Raw genomic sequence first — 19,469 nt, 5'->3', positions numbered from 1 at the left:
AAATTGATTAAATATGAACAAGCATAAAGGTAAATGCGATGAGTAAAGTAAAAAGCATCACGCGTGAATCATGGATCCTGAGCACATTCCCGGAGTGGGGAAGTTGGCTGAATGAAGAGATCGAACAGGAGCAGGTCGCCCCGGGCACATTCGCTATGTGGTGGCTTGGCTGTACCGGCATCTGGCTGAAGTCGGAAGGCGGGACGAACATCTGCGTCGATTTCTGGTGCGGAACGGGTAAACAGAGTCACGGCAACCCGCTAATGAAAACTGGCCACCAGATGCAGCGCATGGCTGGGGTGAAGAAACTGCAGCCAAACCTGCGCACCACGCCGTTTGTTCTTGATCCGTTTGCAATTCGACAGATCGATGCGGTGCTGGCGACACACGATCATAACGATCACATCGACGTGAATGTCGCGGCCGCCGTCATGCAAAACTGCGCTGATGACGTGCCATTTATCGGGCCGCAAACCTGTGTGGATCTGTGGATCGGTTGGGGTGTGCCAAAAGAGCGCTGCATCGTGGTAAAACCAGGCGATGTGGTGAAAGTGAAAGATATTGAAATTCATGCGCTTGACGCGTTTGATCGTACGGCATTAATCACGCTACCTGCCGATCAAAAAGCGGCAGGTGTGCTGCCGGATGGTATGGATGCCCGTGCGGTAAACTACCTGTTCAAAACACCGGGCGGTACGCTGTACCACAGCGGAGACTCGCACTACTCTAACTACTACGCAAAGCATGGCAACGAGCACCAGATCGACGTTGCGCTCGGCTCCTATGGTGAGAATCCGCGCGGGATTACGGACAAAATGACCAGCTCCGACATGCTGCGCATGGCGGAAGCGTTGAATACGAAAGTGGTGATCCCTTTCCATCATGACATCTGGTCAAACTTCCAGGCCGACCCTCAGGAGATCCGCGTACTGTGGGAGATGAAAAAAGATCGACTGAAGTATGGCTTTAAGCCGTTTATCTGGCAGGTGGGCGGTAAGTTCACCTGGCCGCTGGACAAAGACAACTTTGAATATCACTATCCGCGCGGCTTTGATGACTGCTTCACGATTGAACCGGATCTGCCGTTTAAATCCTTCTTGTGACCCCTACAAAATGCCGGGCTATTCCGGCATTTTTTCCCATTTACTTTAGTATTTCCAGGCTATTTCAAATATCATCTTTTCAAATCAATTTGTATCGGAATAGCTCATGACTGAAGCACAAAGACATCAAATATTGCTGGATATGCTGACGCAGTTGGGCTTTGTTACCGTTGAGAACGTGATTGAGCGTCTGGGGATTTCACCAGCCACAGCACGCCGGGACATCAATAAACTCGACGAAAGCGGCAAACTCAAGAAAGTCCGCAATGGCGCAGAAGCCATCACCCAGCAACGTCCGCGCTGGACACCTATGAATCTGCATCAGGCGCAGAACCACGATGAAAAAGTTCGCATTGCCAAGGCCGCATCCCAGCTTGTAAATGCGGGTGAAAGCGTGGTGATCAACTGCGGATCAACCGCCTTCCTGCTTGGTCGTGAAATGTGCGGCAAGCCAGTGCAGATCATCACCAATTATCTGCCGCTGGCGAACTATCTGATCGACCAGGAGCATGACAGCGTGATCATCATGGGAGGGCAATACAACAAAAGCCAGTCCATCACGCTTAGTCCGCAAGGCAGCGAAAATAGCCTGTATGCCGGACACTGGATGTTTACCAGCGGTAAAGGGTTGACCGCGGACGGACTGTATAAAACCGATATGCTAACCGCGATGGCTGAGCAGAGGATGCTTAACGTAGTGGGTAAACTGGTGGTGCTGGTCGATAGCAGTAAGGTCGGTGAACGCGCGGGGATGCTGTTCAGTCGCGCCGATCAAATCGATATGCTCATTACCGGCAAAAACGCTAACCCTGAGATTCTGCAACAACTTGAAGCTCAGGGCGTAAGCATCATGCGCGTTTAAAGGTGCTGGCGAAAAAACGTTACCGTCGCAGCCAGCGCCTCTGGCGTGATGCGGTGGCGCACGCCCGCTTCCCACAGGCAGGTTAAATTGTTATCCAGCCCTGCCTGAATCAGCGCCTGCTGTAAGCGGAAGGTTTCAACCGCGGGCACCACATCGTCCTCCTGTCCATGCCACAACAGCAACGGTCGGTCGGCCAGGCGTTGTAGTTGATGCGTAACGTCCCATTCGGCGAGCGGTGCGATAACGGCATCGAACTCTGCCTGCTGCTCTGGCGTCTGGACCCGTAAAGGGGGAAAAAGCGTTTGTGCAAGACGGGTAAAATAGCCCGAACCCATCAGGCTGGCTACACATTTAACCTCGGGATGGCGGGCCATAATGCCCAACGCCGTCATGCCTCCCATCGACGCCCCCGCAACAGCAAGTCTTTCATCTGATAGCCAATTTTCCGCCACCAGCGCCGCACGTAACGTCGTAAACTCCTGCATGTTTTGCTGCAATATATGCCAGAAGCGGAACATTCGCTCCTGAGCATCACCGTTGAAGCGGGCACCATGGTCAGGCGCATCGGGCATGACAACCCGGAATCCGGCCTGAGCCAGAGCAACGGCAAAATAGCTATAAACCAGACTTGAAGATGTAAACCCGTGATAGAAAATAATGCAAGGGAGTGAACACTCGCGTTTACCAGCCGGAACGGCGTGCAGGACAGGGATACCAGCCAACTGTCGTGTTTCAATTTCAATCATTTGTCGCCTCTTTTTTTCTGGTATGCCATGCAGCAATACTTAACGCAAGCGAATGTGTTCGGCAATGATTCATAATGTTGAGAACTGGGTTACGCTTTCGCAACATTTTCATTCGAAAATCGCGTGAGAGATAACACTTCGGGAACATTCCCCTAAAGGGAAATTGATAAGGCACTACACTATGGCTATCAGGAAACGAGATAGAGTTATGCGTCGGTTTGCCTCTTTATTGCTGGTGATGCTTTTAAGCGCCTGTAGCGTGCTACAGGGAACGCCGCAACCCGCACCGCCCGTTGCCGACCACCCGCAGGAGATCCGCCGTGACCAGAGTAATGGGTTACAGCGAATAGGAACGGTCAGCGCGCTGGTAAGAGGCTCTCCGGATGATGCGCTGGCAGAGATCCGTGACAAAGCCGTCGCGGCTAAAGCTGATTACTACGTGGTTTTATTAGTGGATGAAACCATCGTGACAGGCCAATGGTATTCACAGGCTATTTTGTATCGTAAATAACATTGGGTTGGAATTTAGTCAGCTTTACATTGCTTTGCGCCGCTATGCGTTTACCTGTGCACAATAAACCAACAGCAGGAAGCTTGAGGTTTATTATCGCGATGGAATGCCCTGCCGTGTGTAGGGGTACGAATAATGGAGCTGACGATGAAACAATCACTTGCCTTATCCTCACTGCTGCTTTCTGCCGGACTGGTAGGTACTACGGCGCAGTCTGCCGAGTTCGCCAGTGCTGACTGCGTTACAGGCCTGAACGAAATTGGCCTGATATCTGTCAGTAACATTGCAGGGAATCCGCAGGATGTAGAACGAGTAATCGCGTTAAAAGCGGATGAACAGGGTGCCTCATGGTATCGGATCATTCAGATGTACGAAGACCAGCAGCCCGACAACTGGCGCGTACAGGCCATACTCTATGCTTAACAGATTGCCGGATGGCGTAAACTTATCCGGCCTACATTGAATGTAGGCATGATAAGGCGCGCCAGCGTCGCCATCAGGTATATTATTACCGTAATCCCCCCGTTGCCCGCAGGAGCAAGTCGTTCAGCACCTGCTCGGACAATCGTAGTCCACCACGCGTATCGAGCATCATTTGACACCAGGCCTGCGCCACTGGCGGAGAGGCATAGCGCAACATCTGCGCCCCGCAACCGAGCAGGAAAAGCTGCTGTGTAATCTCCCGTCCCAACTCCTCGCTCGGTTTACGTAAACGCTGCTGTAGTTGACGTACCCTTCGATCGTAATGCCGGTCTTGCCCTTTTACCTCAGCAAAGGCTTCGCTGAGCATATCGTATATGCCGGGTTGTTTTGTCAGCACCCGCAATACATCGAGGCACATAATGTTGCCAGAGCCCTCCCAGATACTGTTTACCGGCATCTCACGATACAGGCGCGGCAATTCACTCTCCTCGCAGTAGCCAATCCCGCCGAGCACTTCCATCGCCTCTGCAACAAACGGCATACCGGCTTTGCAAACAGAGAATTTCGCTGCTGGCGTGAACAACCTGGCCCACAGAGATTCTTTGGCATCAGCGCGACGGTCCCAGGCCCGTGCCAGTCGGAACAGTAACGCAGTCTGACCTTCCAGTTGGAGCGCCATCCGACCTAATACCTGGCGCATCATCGGTTGTTCGATCAATGGTTTGCCAAAAACCTGTCGCTGGTGCGCATGGTAAATCGCGACAGAAAAAGCACGTCGCATCATGCCATGACTGCCGAGCGCACAGTCAAAACGCGTCATCCCGCCCATTTTCAGGATATGACGTATACCTTCCCCTTCTTCACCCAATAGCCAGCCAATCGCATCGTGGAATTCAACCTCGCAGCTGGCGTTGGAGCGATTGCCTAACTTATCTTTCAGCCGCTCCAGACGGATAGCATTACGCTGCCTGTCGGGTAAAAATCGCGGTACAAAAAAGCAGGATAAGCCTCCCTTTGCCTGGGCCAGTACCAAATGGGCATCGCTTTGCGGCACGGAGAAAAACCACTTATGTCCCACCAGCCGATACGAGCCGTCTGTAAGACGTTCTGCCTGAGTGGTATTGCTTAGCACATCTGACCCCCCCTGCTTCTCGGTCATTCCCATGCCGATCAATAACCCACGCTTTTGCCCTCCGGGCAGTAAATGCGAGTCATAACGGTCGCTTAGCAGCGGCGTAAACCAGTCGTGAAAGGGTGCAGGTAACATCTGAAGTAACAACGGCGTGGCGGCAAAAGTCATGGTAACCGGACACAACGTGCCCGCTTCCACCTGCGCATGCAGCATGAAACGGGCCGCCCGGGCAACAAATGTTCCCTGCCTCGCGTCTTCTTCCCAGGCCAGATTATGTACGCGATTGGCGCACAATCCCTGCATCAGTAAATGCCAGGCAGGATGAAAACGCACATCATCCAGCCGCTGACCCTGCGAGTCGTAGCGCAACAACTCGGGTGGAAAAGCATTGGCCAGACGGCCAAGCTCGAGCGACTCGGCAGTCCCTAGCTGCTGACCAATACTGGCGAGAAGATCGCTGTCCCAGCCAGCGCCTTCACGGATAACCGCTTCACACAGCGCGCCATCGGACAGATATAAGTTGCTGTTATTGAGCGGTACAGGTTGGTTAAAAACGGTATGCGTTTGCCAGTGCATTGTGTCTCCCTCCGTCAATGGCCGTCACCTTAAGTATGGTCAGGCAGAGGGGAGCACGCATGGGACAACGGTCACAAAAAAGCCATCCCGAAGGATGGCTTGAGAGAAGAGAGAAATGAGGGAGATAGTTTAGCCGCGCTGGCGTACCGCCTCAAACAGGCAGATGCCCGTCGCAACTGAAACGTTCAGCGACGAAACGCTCCCAGCCATCGGGATGCTGATCAGTTCGTCACAGTGTTCGCGGGTCAAACGACGCATACCTTCACCCTCTGCGCCCATCACCAGCGCCAGACGTCCGGTCATTTTGCTCTGGTAGAGAGTATGATCAGCTTCACCTGCGGTTCCGACGATCCAGATATTCTCTTCCTGCAGCATACGCATAGTGCGCGCCAGGTTGGTCACACGGATCAGCGGTACGCTTTCTGCCGCGCCGCAGGCCACTTTTTTCGCCGTTGCATTCAACTGCGCAGAACGATCCTTCGGTACGATAACAGCATGGACGCCAGCAGCATCGGCGCTACGCAGGCATGCCCCCAGGTTATGCGGATCGGTAACACCATCGAGGATCAAAAAGAACGGCTGATCGAGCGTAGCAATCAGATCCGGCAGATCGTTTTCCTGATACTGACGACCCGGCTTCACGCGAGCAATAATTCCCTGATGTACCGCACCCTCGCTTTTCTCATCCAGGAACTGGCGGTTAGCCAGTTGAATGACAACACCCTGTGCTTCCAGTGCGTGGATCAGCGGCAGCAGGCGTTTATCTTCACGACCTTTGAGAATAAAGACGTCCTGGAAGCGCTCAGGCGCACGTTCCAGCAGAGCCTGCACCGCATGGATGCCGTAAATCATTTCACTCATGAATGTACTCGTTAATAGTTTATGCGTAACGCGGGCAACGCGAGGTTGCCCGACTTACTGTTTATAGCTGTTATTGCGCGACTTTCTTTTTCGTCGCGCGTTTAGCTTTGGTGGCGGCAGCGATTTTAAGCGTTTTTGCCGATGGCTTTTTCGCTTTTTTATCGCCTTTCTTCTCAGCCGTTTTTTTATCCGCCTGAGGTTTGGCTCTGCCTTTCTTCTCGCCGCGGAAAGCGCTATCCGGCTCGAAATTTACTTTTTTGCCCATCTGACGACGCTTACCGGTATTTTTACCCGCATCGCCTTTTTTCGCTTTTTCACGCGCGGTTTTACCTTCATTGCGCGGTGCACGTTCGCTGGAGATCAAACTGAAGTCGATTTTACGCTCGTCCATGTTGACCGCTTCCACGCGAACTTCCACGCGATCGCCCAGGCGATACATTTGACCGCTGGATTCCCCCGTCAGACGCTGCCCAACCTGGTCAAAACGATAGTAGTCGTTATCCAGGGAGGAGACATGCACCAGACCGTCGATAAACAGCTCATCAAGACGGACGAAGAAACCAAACCCGGTCACGCTGGCGATCACGCCTTTGAAGACATTACCTACCTGATCCAGCATAAAGTCGCACTTCAGCCAGTCAGAGACGTCGCGTGTGGCTTCGTCAGCACGGCGCTCGGCCATCGAACAGTGTTGACCTAGCTGCAGCATCTCTTCCATCGAATAATGGTAGCCCCCCGTTTCCGTGGTGTTGCCTTTATGGCCCTGCTCCTGCGCCAGCAGATACTTAATCGCCCGGTGCAAGGAGAGATCCGGGTAACGACGGATCGGCGAGGTGAAGTGTGCATAAGATTGCAACGCAAGGCCAAAGTGACCGCGGTTTTCCGGATCGTAAATCGCCTGCTTCATTGAACGCAGCAGCATAGTTTGCAGCATTTCTGCGTCAGGACGGTCAGCAATCGACTCCAGCAGTTCGGCGTAATCACGCGGCTCGGGTTTATTACCGCCGGGCAGCTCCAGCCCCAGCTCCGCCAACACCGAACGGAACGAATTAATCGCTTCGGTCGTCGGCTTATCGTGAATGCGGAACAGTGCCGGCTCTTTGGCTTTCTCAACGAATCGCGCCGCTGAGATGTTCGCCATGATCATGCACTCTTCAATCAGTTTGTGCGCGTCATTACGCTGCGTCTGCTCAATACGCTCAATACGGCGTTCAGCATTGAAGATAAACTTCGCTTCTTCACTTTCAAACGAGATACCGCCACGCTCTTCACGCGCTTTATCCAGCACTTTGTAGAGGTTATGCAGCTCTTCAATGTGTTTAACCAACGGCGCGTACTGCTCACGCAGTTCCTGATCGCCCTGCAGCATGTGCCAGACCTTGGTGTAGGTCAGACGCGCATGGGAGCTCATAACCGCTTCGTAGAATTTAAAGCCTGTTAAGCGGCCTTTCGACGAAATGGTCATTTCACAGACCATACACAGCCTGTCCACCTGCGGGTTGAGCGAACACAATCCGTTAGACAGCACTTCCGGTAGCATCGGAACAACCTGCGATGGGAAGTAGACGGATGTGCCACGGCTGCGCGCTTCCTGGTCCAGCGGAGTCGGCGGGCGAACGTAATAGCTTACGTCAGCAATCGCCACCCATAAACGCCAGCCGCCGCCGCGCTTCTTCTCGCAGTAAACCGCATCGTCGAAGTCACGCGCATCTTCGCCATCGATAGTGACCAGCGGCAGGGAGCGCAGATCGACACGTCCGGCTTTCGCTTCTTCCGGCACTTCTTCTTTCAGTCCGGCGACCTGTTTTTCGACCGCCTGAGGCCAGATATACGGGATTTCATGAGTACGCAGAGCCATATCAACGGCCATGCTGGTTCCCATGTTGTCGCCCAGGACTTCAACAATTTTACCCACCGCTTTAGTGCGACGCGTCGGACGCTGGGTCAGCTCAACCACGACCACAAAACCCATACGAGCACCCATCACCTCTTCCGGCGGGATCAGGATATCAAAGCTCAGGCGGCTGTCGTCAGGGACGACAAACCCAACGCCAGCGTCGGTGAAGTAGCGACCGACAATCTGGCTGGTTTTCGGTACCAGTACGCGCACAATACGCGCTTCGCGACGACCTTTACGGTCCGCTCCCAGCGGCTGTGCCAACACCTGATCGCCATGAATACAGGTTTTCATCTGCTCGCTGGACAGGTACAGGTCATCTTTGCGGCCTTCAACGCGCAGAAAGCCGTAGCCATCACGGTGGCCAATAACGGTACCTTTCAGCAGGTCAAGACGCTCCGGCAGCGCATAGCACTGACGACGAGTGAAGACCAGTTGCCCGTCACGCTCCATGGCGCGCAGGCGGCGACGCAGCGCTTCTTGCTGCTCTTCACCTTCAATGTTGAGTTCAGCGGCCAGCTCATCGCGGTTGGCCGGTTTTTCACGTTTAGTTAAATGTTCGAGGATAAATTCCCGGCTCGGGATAGGATTCGCGTATTTTTCTGCTTCGCGTTCCTGGAAAGGATCTTGTGACATCGAGGTTCCTCCATTGTCAGCTCTGATGAAGATTTTCGTCACTCCACCAGCAATAATTTATAAAGCGGTTGATTCTCTTCAACCAAATCAGCAAGTGTGTAGTTGTCCAGTTCCGTGAGAAAACTTTGCACTGCCTTAGAAAGCGCCTGTTTGAGTCGACAGGCTGGGGTAATGTGGCAAAACTCGCTGCTACAATTGACCAACGATAGTGGTTCCAGCTCGCGAACCACATCACCAATACCAATATCCTTAGCTGGTTTACCCAGGCGGATACCGCCATTTTTTCCTCGAATAGCAGTAACGAAGCCCGCACGGCTAAGTTGATTGATTATTTTGACCATATGATTACGGGACACGCCGTAGACTTCTGTCACCTCAGAAATACTGGTCATACGTCCTTCGGGAAGTGACGCCATGTAGATTAGCGCACGTAATCCGTAATCGGTGAAACTTGTTAACTGCACATCAACCTCAGGAAAAGGGATAAAACGGATAAACCTGGTGGTATTAATTACATTGATGATAAACCAGCCACCAGCCAGGTCGCTAATTTATTTCAGTTCAGGAAGGAAAAAAGCGAGGAACTTACGTGATTTTAACCCGGATTATGATGCAAAGCGCCTCATCCGGCCTAAGATAGTGCAAGCGCAGCGCCATTCGACGCCACGCTATAACCAGAATTATGCGTCGAACGGGTCGCGCAGGATCATGGTTTCAGTACGGTCTGGGCCAGTTGAGATAATATCAATCGGCACACCGGTCAGTTCTTCAATACGCTTGATGTAGTTCAGTGCTGCCTGCGGCAGACCGCTACGTTCCTTCACACCGAAGGTGGATTCAGACCAGCCCGGCATGGTTTCGTAGATCGGCTCGATACCTTTCCAGTCGTCTGCAGCCAGCGGGGTAGTCGTTACTTCACGGCCATCCGGCATACGATAAGCGACACAGATTTTCACCTCTTTCAAACCGTCCAGTACGTCCAGTTTGGTCAGGCAGAAGCCAGACAGGGAGTTAATCTGTACTGCACGGCGTACTGCAACGGAGTCCAGCCAACCGGTGCGACGACGACGACCGGTGGTCGCGCCATACTCGTTACCTTGTTTGCACAGGAACTCGCCAACGTCATCAAACAGCTCAGTCGGGAACGGACCCGCGCCTACACGTGTAGAGTAAGCTTTGATGATACCCAGAACGTAATCCACATAACGTGGGCCCAGGCCGGAGCCGGTCGCTACGCCACCTGCGGTGGTGTTGGAAGACGTTACGTACGGATAGGTACCGTGGTCGATATCCAGCAGGGTACCCTGTGCGCCTTCGAACATGACGAAATCGCCACGCTTACGCGCCTGGTCCAGCAGATCGGAAACATCAACAACCATAGAGGTCAGGATGTCGGCAATCGCCATCACATCATCCAGCACTTTCTGGTAGTCAACTGCTTCAACTTTATAGAAATTCACCAGCTGGAAGTTGTGATATTCCATCACTTCTTTCAGTTTTTCAGCGAAGGTTGCTTTATCAAACAGATCGCCAACGCGCAGACCGCGACGAGCTACTTTGTCTTCATAAGCCGGACCGATGCCACGACCGGTAGTACCGATCGCTTTCTCGCCACGCGCTTTCTCACGAGCATTATCCAACGCAACGTGATAATCAAGGATCAGCGGACAAGCTTCAGACAACAGCAGGCGCTCGCGAACCGGGATGCCACGATCTTCCAGTCCTTTCATTTCTTTCATCAGCGCGGACGGAGACAGTACAACACCGTTACCGATGATGCTGATGACATTCTCGCGAAGAATACCTGATGGAATAAGATGGAGGACGGTTTTTTCACCGTTGATTACGAGAGTATGGCCTGCGTTGTGACCACCCTGGTAGCGCACAACATATTTAGCCCGTTCAGTCAGAAGATCGACGATCTTCCCTTTACCTTCGTCACCCCATTGGGTGCCCAGTACGACGACGTTGTTACCCATTTTTCAAAATCACCGTTTGCTTAAAAATGGATTCTACCACCGCTTTTTCAGATATACAGCACTTTTTGCATGCGAAAATCCGCAAAATAGGCTACTTATTGATCAGCCAATCGTTTTCCTCAACATGTAGTAGACCACAACGCCCGCAACCACAAGACCTCCACCAAAACGACGCAAAGTATTTTCGGGAAGTTGCGCCATTGCGGAAATCATTTTCTTCCACGCGCGGGGATAAAGCATAGGGCCCAGGCCTTCCAGCACCAAAACCAGCGCGAGCGCCAGCAAAATTGTTGAATTCATCCATCGTCCTTTTATAAAAAGAAAACCACCGCATCCCTGGGGATGCCGGTGGTTTTGCTGGTTTAAAACCGCTGGAACTTTATTAGCGTGTCGTAGTGCTCGGTGTCTTCATGTAGCGGAAGAAATCGCTGTCCGGGCTCATGACCATCACGTCCTGGTTGCCTTCGAAGCTCTTCTCGTAAGCACGCAGGCTACGGATGAAGGCGTAGAAGTCAGGATCCTGGCTGAACGCATCGGCAAACAGTTTAGCGGCTTCTGCATCGCCTTCACCGCGCATGATGCGGCCCTGACGCTCAGATTCTGCCAGCGTTTTAGTCACTTCATAATCCGCCGTGGCACGCAGTTTTTCCGCTTCTTCCTGACCTTGTGAACGATGGCGACGCGCTACCGCTTCACGCTCAGCGCGCATACGGTTGTAGATAGCCTCAGACACTTCAGCAGGCAGGTTGATTTGCTTGATACGCACGTCAACCACTTCGATGCCCAATGCCGCCATACTGTTCGGGTTGATGACCGGTACTTTACCGTTTGTTTCAGCCTGAACACGCTCAGCCGCTTCGGCAATCGCGCTATCTGCCGCCGGAGTCGCGACTTCATCTTCCGTGCCAGCAGAACCGGAGTTCAGCGCATCACGAACTTCCAGCGTCAGACGACCGCGGGAATCGGTAACGATGTCTTTCACGTCCAGACGACCAATTTCAGAACGCAGACGGTCAGAGAACTTACGTTTCAGCAGGACTTCTGCCTGAGAAACATCGCCACCGCCCGTTGCCAGGTAGTAACGGCTAAAGTCACTGATGCGCCACTTAATGTAGGAGTCAACGATCAGGTCTTTCTTCTCTTTGGTAACAAAGCGATCGGCCTGGTTGTCCATGGTCTGAATACGCGCATCCAGCATCTTCACAGATTCAATAAACGGAATCTTGAAGTGCAGGCCTGGTGCCACAACCAGCGGCTTGTTTTCATCGTCACGCAGAACTTTACCAAAGCGCAGAGTAATCCCGCGCTCGCCTTCTTTGACCACAAAGACAGACATGAACAGAACTACCAGAACGATGATGATAATCGCAATAACTGACTTACGCATCGTTATTCCCCCTGACGCTGGTAGTCGTTACGCTGCGCGTTCGCGCGGCGTTGGTCCATAATATCGCCCTGACTGGTGGACGAGGTATTGCTTGCTCCAGTGCCGGACGTCGTTGCTGGCGGCAGACGCAGCAGGTTTGAACTGCTGTCACTCTTTGCTGCTGGCGCACTACCGCCTTTCAGCATTTGATCCAGCGGCAGAACCATCAGATTGCTGCCCTTATCGTTAACCAGGACTTTGCGGGTATTGCTCAGCACTTTTTCCATGGTTTCGATATACAGACGCTCGCGAGTAATTTGCGGTGCGGCTTTATATTCCGGCAGAATTTTTGCGAAACGAGCCACTTCACCCTGTGCTTCCAGGATGGTTCGCGTTTTGTAAGCACGCGCTTCTTCCAGAATACGCTGCGCCTGACCGTTAGCACGTGGCTGAACTTCGTTGGTGTACGCTTCTGCTTCACGGATGTACTGCTGCTCGTTTTCACGTGCTGCAATGGCATCGTCAAACGCGGCTTTTACTTCTTCCGGCGGACGTGCTGCCTGGAAGTTGACGTCCAGCAGGGTGATACCCATGTTGTACGGACGGATCGTTTCTTCCAGCTCACGCTGGGTATCGCTACGAATAACGGTACGCCCTTCGGTCAGGATACGGTCCATGGTGTATTTACCGATAACCCCACGCAGGGCGCTGTCGGTTGCCTGACGCAGACTGTCATCCGCGCTGGTTACGCTAAACAGGTAACGCTGCGGATCCGTCACGCGGTACTGCACGTTCATTTCAACGCGTACGACGTTTTCGTCAGAGGTCAGCATCACGCCGGATGCGGCAAGTTCACGCACGGCTTCCACGTTGACCGGGGTCACTTCGTCGACAAAGGTCGGTTTCCAGTTCAGACCCGGTTCAACCAAATGGCTGAATTTACCGAAGCGTGTCACCACGCCGCGTTCCGCTTCTTTAATGGTGTAGAAACCGCTGGCCGCCCAGATAATGACGATAGCTGCCGCTGCGATAGTAAAGACTCGACCACCCAATTGCGGACGCGGGCCTTGCGATGAGCTACCGCCGCCAGAACCAGCACCTTTACCGCCACCCAGACCACCGAGCTTTTTACTCAGTTTGCGGAAGATATCATCCAGATCGGGAGGTCCCTGATCGCGACCACCTTTGTTTCCATTTCCCTCAGGGTTGCCGCCAGGTTTGCTGCTTCCCCACGGGTCGCGGTCTTGTCCGTTATTACCGGGCTGATTCCACGCCATTTTTGTGCTCCATATTTGTTATGCGATGCTATACCTGCGTATTTTGCGCTGCCGATGCGTTGGCTACGCCCCTTAATCTCAGTCACATAGTTGACTATGCTCCTGAAGATTTCAGGACTTGCCACCTTCATGCTGCACAAAACCCACAAGGTATAGAGGCGAAAAAATCTTCAGGCCATATCCGTCAGGTCAGACAATATAGTCTTCCAGTGCCGGTTCTTGTTTACAGAGGCGACGCCAGTCTACGATCGGCATACGAACCTGCAGACCCACGCTGCCGTCCTCCTCCATCCACTCTCTTTCTATTGCCTGAAGTTGGTAAAACCGGCTTCTCAGACGCCCTTCCTGCGGCGGCAAACGCAACGTGTGCTGCGCCACCTCACCGGAAAGTCGCTCAGTCAAAGCCTGAAAAAGCTGTGGTATACCTATTCCCGTTTGCGCTGAAACCCAAACGCGAATGGGTTTATTCTCTTCATCTCTGTCGATACGTGGTTCAAAATCATCCAGCATATCGATTTTATTCATCACCAGCAGAGTCGGGATCTCATGCGCATCGATCTCTTCGAGCACCGTGTCGACGGCCTCGATGTTTTCCTGCACACGAAAATCTGCAGCATCAATAACATGCAGCAGCAATGTCGCCTGACGCGTTTCCTGCAGGGTGGCTTTAAACGCCGCCACCAGGTCGTGCGGCAAATGACGGATAAACCCTACGGTATCCGCCAGCACGGTTTCACCGACGTCCGCTACGTCTATACGGCGCAGCGTTGGGTCCAGGGTCGCAAACAGCTGATCCGCTGCGTAAACCCGGGCTTCGGTGATCTGGTTGAACAGGGTGGATTTTCCGGCGTTGGTATATCCCACCAGTGATACGGTTGGGACATCCGCTTTCTTGCGCGACTGTCGCCCCTGCTCACGTTGCTTTTCAACTTTTTCCAGGCGCGACTGTATTTGCAAAATGCGATTACGCAGCAAACGACGGTCGGTTTCGAGCTGGGTTTCACCCGGACCGCGCAAACCTATCCCGCCCTTTTGCCTTTCAAGGTGGGTCCAGCCACGGACCAGACGAGTAGCCATATGGCGCAACTGCGCCAGCTCAACCTGCAACTTACCCTCATGGGTGCGCGCACGCTGGGCAAAAATATCTAAAATAAGACCTGTCCTGTCGATAACAAGACACTGGCACAACTGTTCCAGGTTACGTTCCTGGGCGGGGCTTAGAGCATGATCAAAAATCACCACCGCAGCGCCAGTCGCTTTTACGGCTTCCGCAATTTCGATTGCCTTACCTTCACCAACAAAATACTTCGGGTGCGGTGCTTTACGGCTCCCGGTAATCACCTGCATTGCTTCGACACCGGCGGAAGAAACCAGAGATTCAAACTCCTGGAGGTCTTCCATATCTTTGTCTTGCGAAAAATAGATGTGTACCAGTACCGCCTGCTCACCGGCATCATAACGGTCAAACAAGCGTCAACCCCTTAATATATATCAACGGGGAACGCAGGATCGCTGGCTCCCCGTGTGTAAAACAGCTAACAACCTTATTCGGTTTCTTCGCTGTCCTGTTGCGCAGATGAACCTTGCGCGTTGCTACCGTGATGGTAGTTGCTGCCAGTGCCGCCTGTGGCATTATTGCTGTGATGAGAAACCGGGCGAGACGGGACAACAGTAGAAATCGCGTGCTTATAAACCATCTGGCTGACCGTGTTTTTCAACAGGATCACGAACTGATCAAAAGACTCGATTTGACCTTGCAGCTTAATACCATTCACCAAATAAATAGAAACTGGAACACGTTCCCGACGCAGTGCGTTCAGGAACGGATCTTGTAAAGATTGCCCCTTAGCCATTCTCTCTTTTCCTTATATGCTTATTTGTACTTTGAACCTTTCGATTCTGAAAAATTGCGCACGATACGTTTCAATTGTACACATTCAGTTCGCGATAGCACCAACAACCTGTAATACTTCGTTTCGCGCCTGGTCAGGCTTTTCACTGTCAAGCCAGTGCACCCCTTCCCAACCACGCAACCAGGTTACCTGTCGCTTCGCCAACTGCCTCGTGGCGCAAACACCTCTATAAACCATTTCATCGTATGAAATTTCGCCTTCAATGTATGACCACATCTGGCGATACCCTACACAACGAATGGAAGGCAAATCCGTATGCAAATCTCCACGGGCAAATAGCGCCCGGACTTCTGCTTCAAAACCTGAAGCCAACATCTGATGAAAACGCTGCTCAATTCGCTGATGGAGCAGTTCACGGCTCGCCGGGGCGATAGCAAACTGATGCACCTGATACGGCAAAGCATCTCCTGACGTTTGCGTCAGCTCCGTTAAAGTTTTACCCGAAATGAAAAAAACTTCCAGTGCCCGGGAAAGTCTTTGCGGATCATTTGGATGAATACGCGCCGCAGCCACCGGATCTATTTCCTGAAGCTGTCGGTGTAACGCGTCCCACCCATGCTCTGCCGCCTGCTGCTCAATTCTGGCCCTGACTTCCGGATCTGCCGACGGTAACGGCGACAGCCCTTCAAGCAAGGCTTTGAAATATAACATTGTGCCGCCCACCAGCAGCGGAATACGCCCCGCGGCGGTGATATCGGCCATCTCGGCTAACGCATCGCGGCGAAAATCCGCAGCAGAGTACGCCTGGGACGGATCGCGGATATCCAGCAACCGGTGCGGCGCGGCCTGTAATTCATCTGCATCAGGCTTGGCTGTACCGATATCCATCCCCTTGTAAATAAGGGCGGAATCAACGCTTATCAACTCTACAGGCAAAACTTTACGCAATTCAATTGCCAGTGCCGTTTTACCGGAGGCCGTCGGCCCCATCAAAAAAATCGCCTTTGGCAGGCTCGCCTTACGGGTATCACTCATGTTTCAGGGCATTCATTACCGAATGTAAATCAACAGGTTGTAACAAACCACCCGGCGGCGCCTTCACGAGTTGTGGACAAAGCCGCTCAACATCCGCTAACAGCGTAATCGCCTGAGCCATGCTCCACTGCGGATGCACGCTAATCAGATTACGTGCAATCCACTGTGCAATATTGCCCGGTTCGAATTCGGACTGCTGCGCCAGGTAGCCTATCAGTTCAGGAATCAAGATTTGTAAATTTTGTTGGCGTAAGGGTAAAGGCACCGCCCGGATGGTCACATGCTGTGCATCCAGTTGAAATTCAATACCCAACTCAGCCAGTTGGCTCTGCCCTTTTTGCAGCGCCGCTTTTTCATCAGCGTTTACTTTTAGACGTAAAGGGATCAGTAACGGCTGAGCGCAAACGACGCCCTGGTCCGGCGTTAACTGCGCCTGACGTAGCCAACGTTCCGCCACCGGCAATGCCAGCAACCGAATATGACCATCGCATTCGAGTAATGCGCAGTCCGTACCGACAATGGTTAGCACCCGCCCAAAGCCCTGACTGCTGCCGGACAAAGGAGCTGATGGCGTTTCAGAAACCGGCGTTTTACGCGGCGGAACCGGCGTCTGTAGCAGTTGCTGATAAATCTCACCCTGCTGCTTTTGATATCCAGGCTGGGCATGAGGCCAACTGGCCCCCGTCTGACGGCCACCACTACTGCCAGCGCCAGCAGATGCTGAGTAACGCGGTGTCGCAGGTTCACGCGCCGGGGCCGGTTCGGCAAAATGGTTACGCCCGGCCGCGACGCGGTTTTCTGGGATGTGCCTTGGCGCGGGCTCGTCGTCATCAGCCAACGGCAGCGGCGTTTCAAGCTGCTGTTGCAGGACGCTCAACACGCCCTGGTAAATAAAATCATGCACCAGGCGGGACTGATGAAAACGGACCTCATGTTTGGCGGGATGTACGTTAACATCCACCTGATGCGGGTCGATTTCCAGATACAACACAAAAGCGGGCTGCTGATCGGCTCCCAGCTTATCTTCACAGGCCTGACGAATAGCATGGTTGATCAACCGATCTCGCATCATCCGGCCATTCACATAGCAGTACTGGATTTCCGCCAGCGCCGCCGTTGTGTGGTTAGGATCGGCCACCCAGCCGCGCAGCGTTAAATCGCCATGCTGCCATTCAATCGCCAGCGCATGTTCCAGAAACGGCGTGCCGCAAATCGCGCCCAGTCGGCGCTCCTGCTGCCCATCCGCGGCCACTGCCCGGTACTGACGCACCACTTTGCCGTTGTGCGACAAATTAATCGTCACATCAAAACGTGCCAGCGCAATGCGGCGGATTATTTCGTCGATATGATTAAATTCAGTTTTCTCGGTGCGCATAAACTTGCGCCGCGCCGGGGTGTTGTAGAACAGATCTAACACCTCCAGCGTGGTTCCCACCGGATGCGCAGCGGGTTTAACCGTCACATCCATGTCGCGCCCTTCGGCATAGGCTTGCCAGGCTTCAGGTTGTTCTTGCGTACGCGACGTCAGGGTTAAACGAGAAACGGAGCTGATACTGGCCAGCGCTTCGCCGCGAAACCCGAGGCTCACGATGGCTTCGAGATCGTCAAGCGAGGAAATTTTACTGGTGGCATGACGCGCCAGCGCCAGCGCCAGCTCGTCTTTTTTAATCCCGCAGCCGTTGTCACGAATACGGATAAGCTTCGCGCCGCCGCGCTCAATATCAATATCAATGCGAGTCGCACCAGCATCGATACTGTTTTCCACCAGCTCCTTCACCACTGACGCAGGCCGTTCTACCACCTCGCCTGCGGCAATCTGGTTCGCCAGCTGTGGCGGTAGAACCTGAATCGGCATGGCTAATCCTTAATTTGTTAACGTGTTGCCAGGCGATACCGCACTCGCGGTTTGCGCCGGGGTGCCTTGAGGCCCGGTTTGCATCGGGTGCGCCTGGAAATAGTTACGCAATCCTTTGTAAATTGCCTCGGCCAGCTGCTGCTGGTAGTCATCACTCGCCAACAGACGCTCTTCGCTGTTGTTACTGATAAAACCAGTTTCAACCAGCACTGACGGGATATCAGGCGAACGTAATACCCCAAGGCTGGCGTGTTCCGGACGACGCTTATGCATCGAGCCAATACGTTCTAACTGGCCGATCATGCTGGTCGCTACATCATACCCAACGCGTTGCGAATGACCGAACTGCAGATCCAACACGGCCTGGCTGAGATAAGGATCGGACTGGCTGTTTGCCAGAACATCGCCCGCCCCACCCAACAGTTCCGATTGCTTTTCGTGCTGTTCCAGCCAGCCGGCCATCTCACTGTTTGCCCGACGGTTTGACAGTACCCAGACGGAAGCACCAGTGGCATCCCGGTTTGGCGCGGCATCCGCATGAATAGAGACCAGGAAGTTGGCGTTTTGTTTACGCGCAACGTCTGAACGCCCCATCACCGAGATAAAGTAATCGCCATCACGGGTGAGTACGCCTTTAAACATCGGGTCATCATTGAGCAAACTGCGCAGTTTGCGCGCCACGGCAATCGTGACGTTTTTCTCACGTGTGCCACCGGGACCAATAGCGCCAGGATCCTGCCCGCCGTGTCCGGCATCAATGGCGATAACTACTTTTTCGCCGTTACTGGTACTGGCGCGCGCCGCAGGTCGTGTGGAGGTATTACTGTTGGTTACCATCGTGGTGCGATCGTTTTCCGCTTTAAACGGATTACGCGCAGGCTCGGCAGGGCGCGGGGCGATAACCGGCGCTTCAACACGCTTCGCAACCACTGGAGGTGGTGGAGGCGGCGGTGGCGCATCAGCTTTGATGGTAAACACGACGGTATAATTGCCGCCGTTCTGGCGTTTTACGGCTTCGGCTTTGCCGTTCTCGGTTAAATCCACCACCAGGCGCAGAGACTGCGCATCTTTTGGCGTGCCGGAACGGATAGATTTCACCAGATTATTGCCGCTAAACAGCAGCGGTAACCCCTGAATCACACCGGTTTGTTTAATATCCAACGCGACGGTTCGTTTCCCGTCCTGCGAAACTGCGTATTCAGGATCGCCAATAAAGCTCAGCGTAATCCGCGCTTGTTGATCGCCATTGGACACCTGAAGATCGGAGAGGCTGGCGGCCCCTGCCTGCGCGCACAGCAGGACCAGTGTTGCCATCAGCCAGTTTCTGATGCGATAAATCATCCCGCCACCCTTAAGG

Annotated in this window: 18 protein-coding genes; 4 read left to right on the top strand and 14 right to left on the bottom strand. The window is 53.4% G+C overall.

What is annotated here, in order from left to right; translation table 11 throughout:
* Positions 1–38 precede the first annotated feature (38 nt).
* Together ulaG and ulaR are read left to right on the top strand one after the other, a co-directional pair.
* Complete coding sequence (gene ulaG, locus GPJ68_RS02615) at positions 39–1,103, top strand: L-ascorbate 6-phosphate lactonase (protein ID WP_016151424.1); 1,065 nt, start codon at positions 39–41, stop codon at positions 1,101–1,103.
* 106 nt (positions 1,104–1,209) lie between these two features.
* Positions 1,210–1,965, top strand: coding sequence for an HTH-type transcriptional regulator UlaR (ulaR, locus tag GPJ68_RS02610; protein WP_104651667.1), 756 nt, complete (start codon positions 1,210–1,212; stop codon positions 1,963–1,965).
* Here the strand turns inward: ulaR and yjfP are convergent.
* Positions 1,962–2,711, bottom strand: coding sequence for an esterase (gene yjfP, locus GPJ68_RS02605; RefSeq protein ID WP_016155514.1), 750 nt, complete (start codon positions 2,709–2,711; stop codon positions 1,962–1,964). The genes ulaR and yjfP overlap by 4 nt on opposite strands.
* Before the next feature lie 181 nt (positions 2,712–2,892).
* Here yjfP and bsmA point away from each other — a divergent pair, with 181 nt between their 5' ends.
* Both bsmA and yjfN read left to right on the top strand, forming a co-directional pair.
* Positions 2,893–3,222 carry a biofilm peroxide resistance protein BsmA gene (bsmA, locus tag GPJ68_RS02600; protein ID WP_029139740.1) on the top strand — a complete coding sequence of 110 codons (330 nt, stop codon included), beginning with the start codon at positions 2,893–2,895 and terminating at the stop codon, positions 3,220–3,222.
* 147 nt (positions 3,223–3,369) lie between these two features.
* Positions 3,370–3,645: a DUF1471 family protease activator YjfN gene (gene yjfN, locus GPJ68_RS02595; protein ID WP_016155512.1), complete on the top strand. Its 276-nt coding sequence runs from the start codon at positions 3,370–3,372 to the stop codon at positions 3,643–3,645.
* 85 nt (positions 3,646–3,730) lie between these two features.
* Here the strand turns inward: yjfN and GPJ68_RS02590 are convergent, their stop codons facing one another.
* From GPJ68_RS02590 to amiB, 13 genes are all read right to left on the bottom strand, one after another.
* Positions 3,731–5,353, bottom strand: a complete 1,623-nt coding sequence (locus tag GPJ68_RS02590) for an isovaleryl-CoA dehydrogenase (RefSeq protein WP_180837101.1) — start codon at positions 5,351–5,353, stop codon at positions 3,731–3,733.
* A gap of 129 nt (positions 5,354–5,482) precedes the next feature.
* A complete protein-coding gene (gene rlmB, locus GPJ68_RS02585; RefSeq protein ID WP_003830482.1) occupies positions 5,483–6,214 on the bottom strand; it encodes a 23S rRNA (guanosine(2251)-2'-O)-methyltransferase RlmB in 732 nt (243 codons plus the stop codon).
* Positions 6,215–6,284: 70 nt separating this feature from the next.
* Complete coding sequence (gene rnr / locus GPJ68_RS02580; protein WP_016151418.1) at positions 6,285–8,747, bottom strand: ribonuclease R; 2,463 nt, start codon at positions 8,745–8,747, stop codon at positions 6,285–6,287.
* 38 nt (positions 8,748–8,785) lie between these two features.
* The gene (gene nsrR, locus GPJ68_RS02575; protein WP_003025609.1) at positions 8,786–9,211 is read right to left on the bottom strand and encodes a nitric oxide-sensing transcriptional repressor NsrR; all 426 of its coding nucleotides are present in this window, start codon (positions 9,209–9,211) and stop codon (positions 8,786–8,788) included.
* Positions 9,212–9,427: 216 nt separating this feature from the next.
* Complete coding sequence (gene purA / locus GPJ68_RS02570; RefSeq protein ID WP_003025606.1) at positions 9,428–10,726, bottom strand: adenylosuccinate synthase; 1,299 nt, start codon at positions 10,724–10,726, stop codon at positions 9,428–9,430.
* A 102-nt stretch (positions 10,727–10,828) separates the two neighbouring features.
* Complete coding sequence (locus GPJ68_RS02565) at positions 10,829–11,026, bottom strand: DUF2065 family protein (protein ID WP_019078201.1); 198 nt, start codon at positions 11,024–11,026, stop codon at positions 10,829–10,831.
* Between the two features lie 82 nt (positions 11,027–11,108).
* Positions 11,109–12,113 carry a protease modulator HflC gene (gene hflC / locus GPJ68_RS02560; RefSeq protein ID WP_016155510.1) on the bottom strand — a complete coding sequence of 335 codons (1,005 nt, stop codon included), beginning with the start codon at positions 12,111–12,113 and terminating at the stop codon, positions 11,109–11,111.
* Positions 12,114–12,115: 2 nt separating this feature from the next.
* The gene (gene hflK / locus GPJ68_RS02555) at positions 12,116–13,369 is read right to left on the bottom strand and encodes an FtsH protease activity modulator HflK (RefSeq protein WP_016151416.1); all 1,254 of its coding nucleotides are present in this window, start codon (positions 13,367–13,369) and stop codon (positions 12,116–12,118) included.
* 189 nt (positions 13,370–13,558) lie between these two features.
* On the bottom strand, positions 13,559–14,839 hold the full coding sequence (hflX, locus tag GPJ68_RS02550) for a ribosome rescue GTPase HflX (RefSeq protein WP_016151415.1): 1,281 nt from the start codon (positions 14,837–14,839) through the stop codon (positions 13,559–13,561).
* Positions 14,840–14,913: 74 nt separating this feature from the next.
* Complete coding sequence (gene hfq / locus GPJ68_RS02545) at positions 14,914–15,222, bottom strand: RNA chaperone Hfq (RefSeq protein ID WP_003025584.1); 309 nt, start codon at positions 15,220–15,222, stop codon at positions 14,914–14,916.
* 84 nt (positions 15,223–15,306) lie between these two features.
* The gene (gene miaA, locus GPJ68_RS02540; RefSeq protein ID WP_016151413.1) at positions 15,307–16,257 is read right to left on the bottom strand and encodes a tRNA (adenosine(37)-N6)-dimethylallyltransferase MiaA; all 951 of its coding nucleotides are present in this window, start codon (positions 16,255–16,257) and stop codon (positions 15,307–15,309) included.
* Positions 16,250–18,112, bottom strand: coding sequence for a DNA mismatch repair endonuclease MutL (mutL, locus tag GPJ68_RS02535; RefSeq protein ID WP_104651669.1), 1,863 nt, complete (start codon positions 18,110–18,112; stop codon positions 16,250–16,252). Before mutL ends, miaA begins: the two co-directional genes overlap by 8 nt.
* Before the next feature lie 9 nt (positions 18,113–18,121).
* The gene (gene amiB, locus GPJ68_RS02530; protein WP_019078199.1) at positions 18,122–19,453 is read right to left on the bottom strand and encodes an N-acetylmuramoyl-L-alanine amidase AmiB; all 1,332 of its coding nucleotides are present in this window, start codon (positions 19,451–19,453) and stop codon (positions 18,122–18,124) included.
* Positions 19,454–19,469 lie beyond the last annotated feature (16 nt).

Origin of the sequence: Citrobacter sp. 172116965 (assembly GCF_013458095.1) — a bacterium.
GTDB classification, from domain to species: domain Bacteria; phylum Pseudomonadota; class Gammaproteobacteria; order Enterobacterales; family Enterobacteriaceae; genus Citrobacter; species Citrobacter braakii.
Note: the sequence above shows the minus strand (reverse complement) of the source record. Positions and strands in the feature narration are given on the sequence as shown.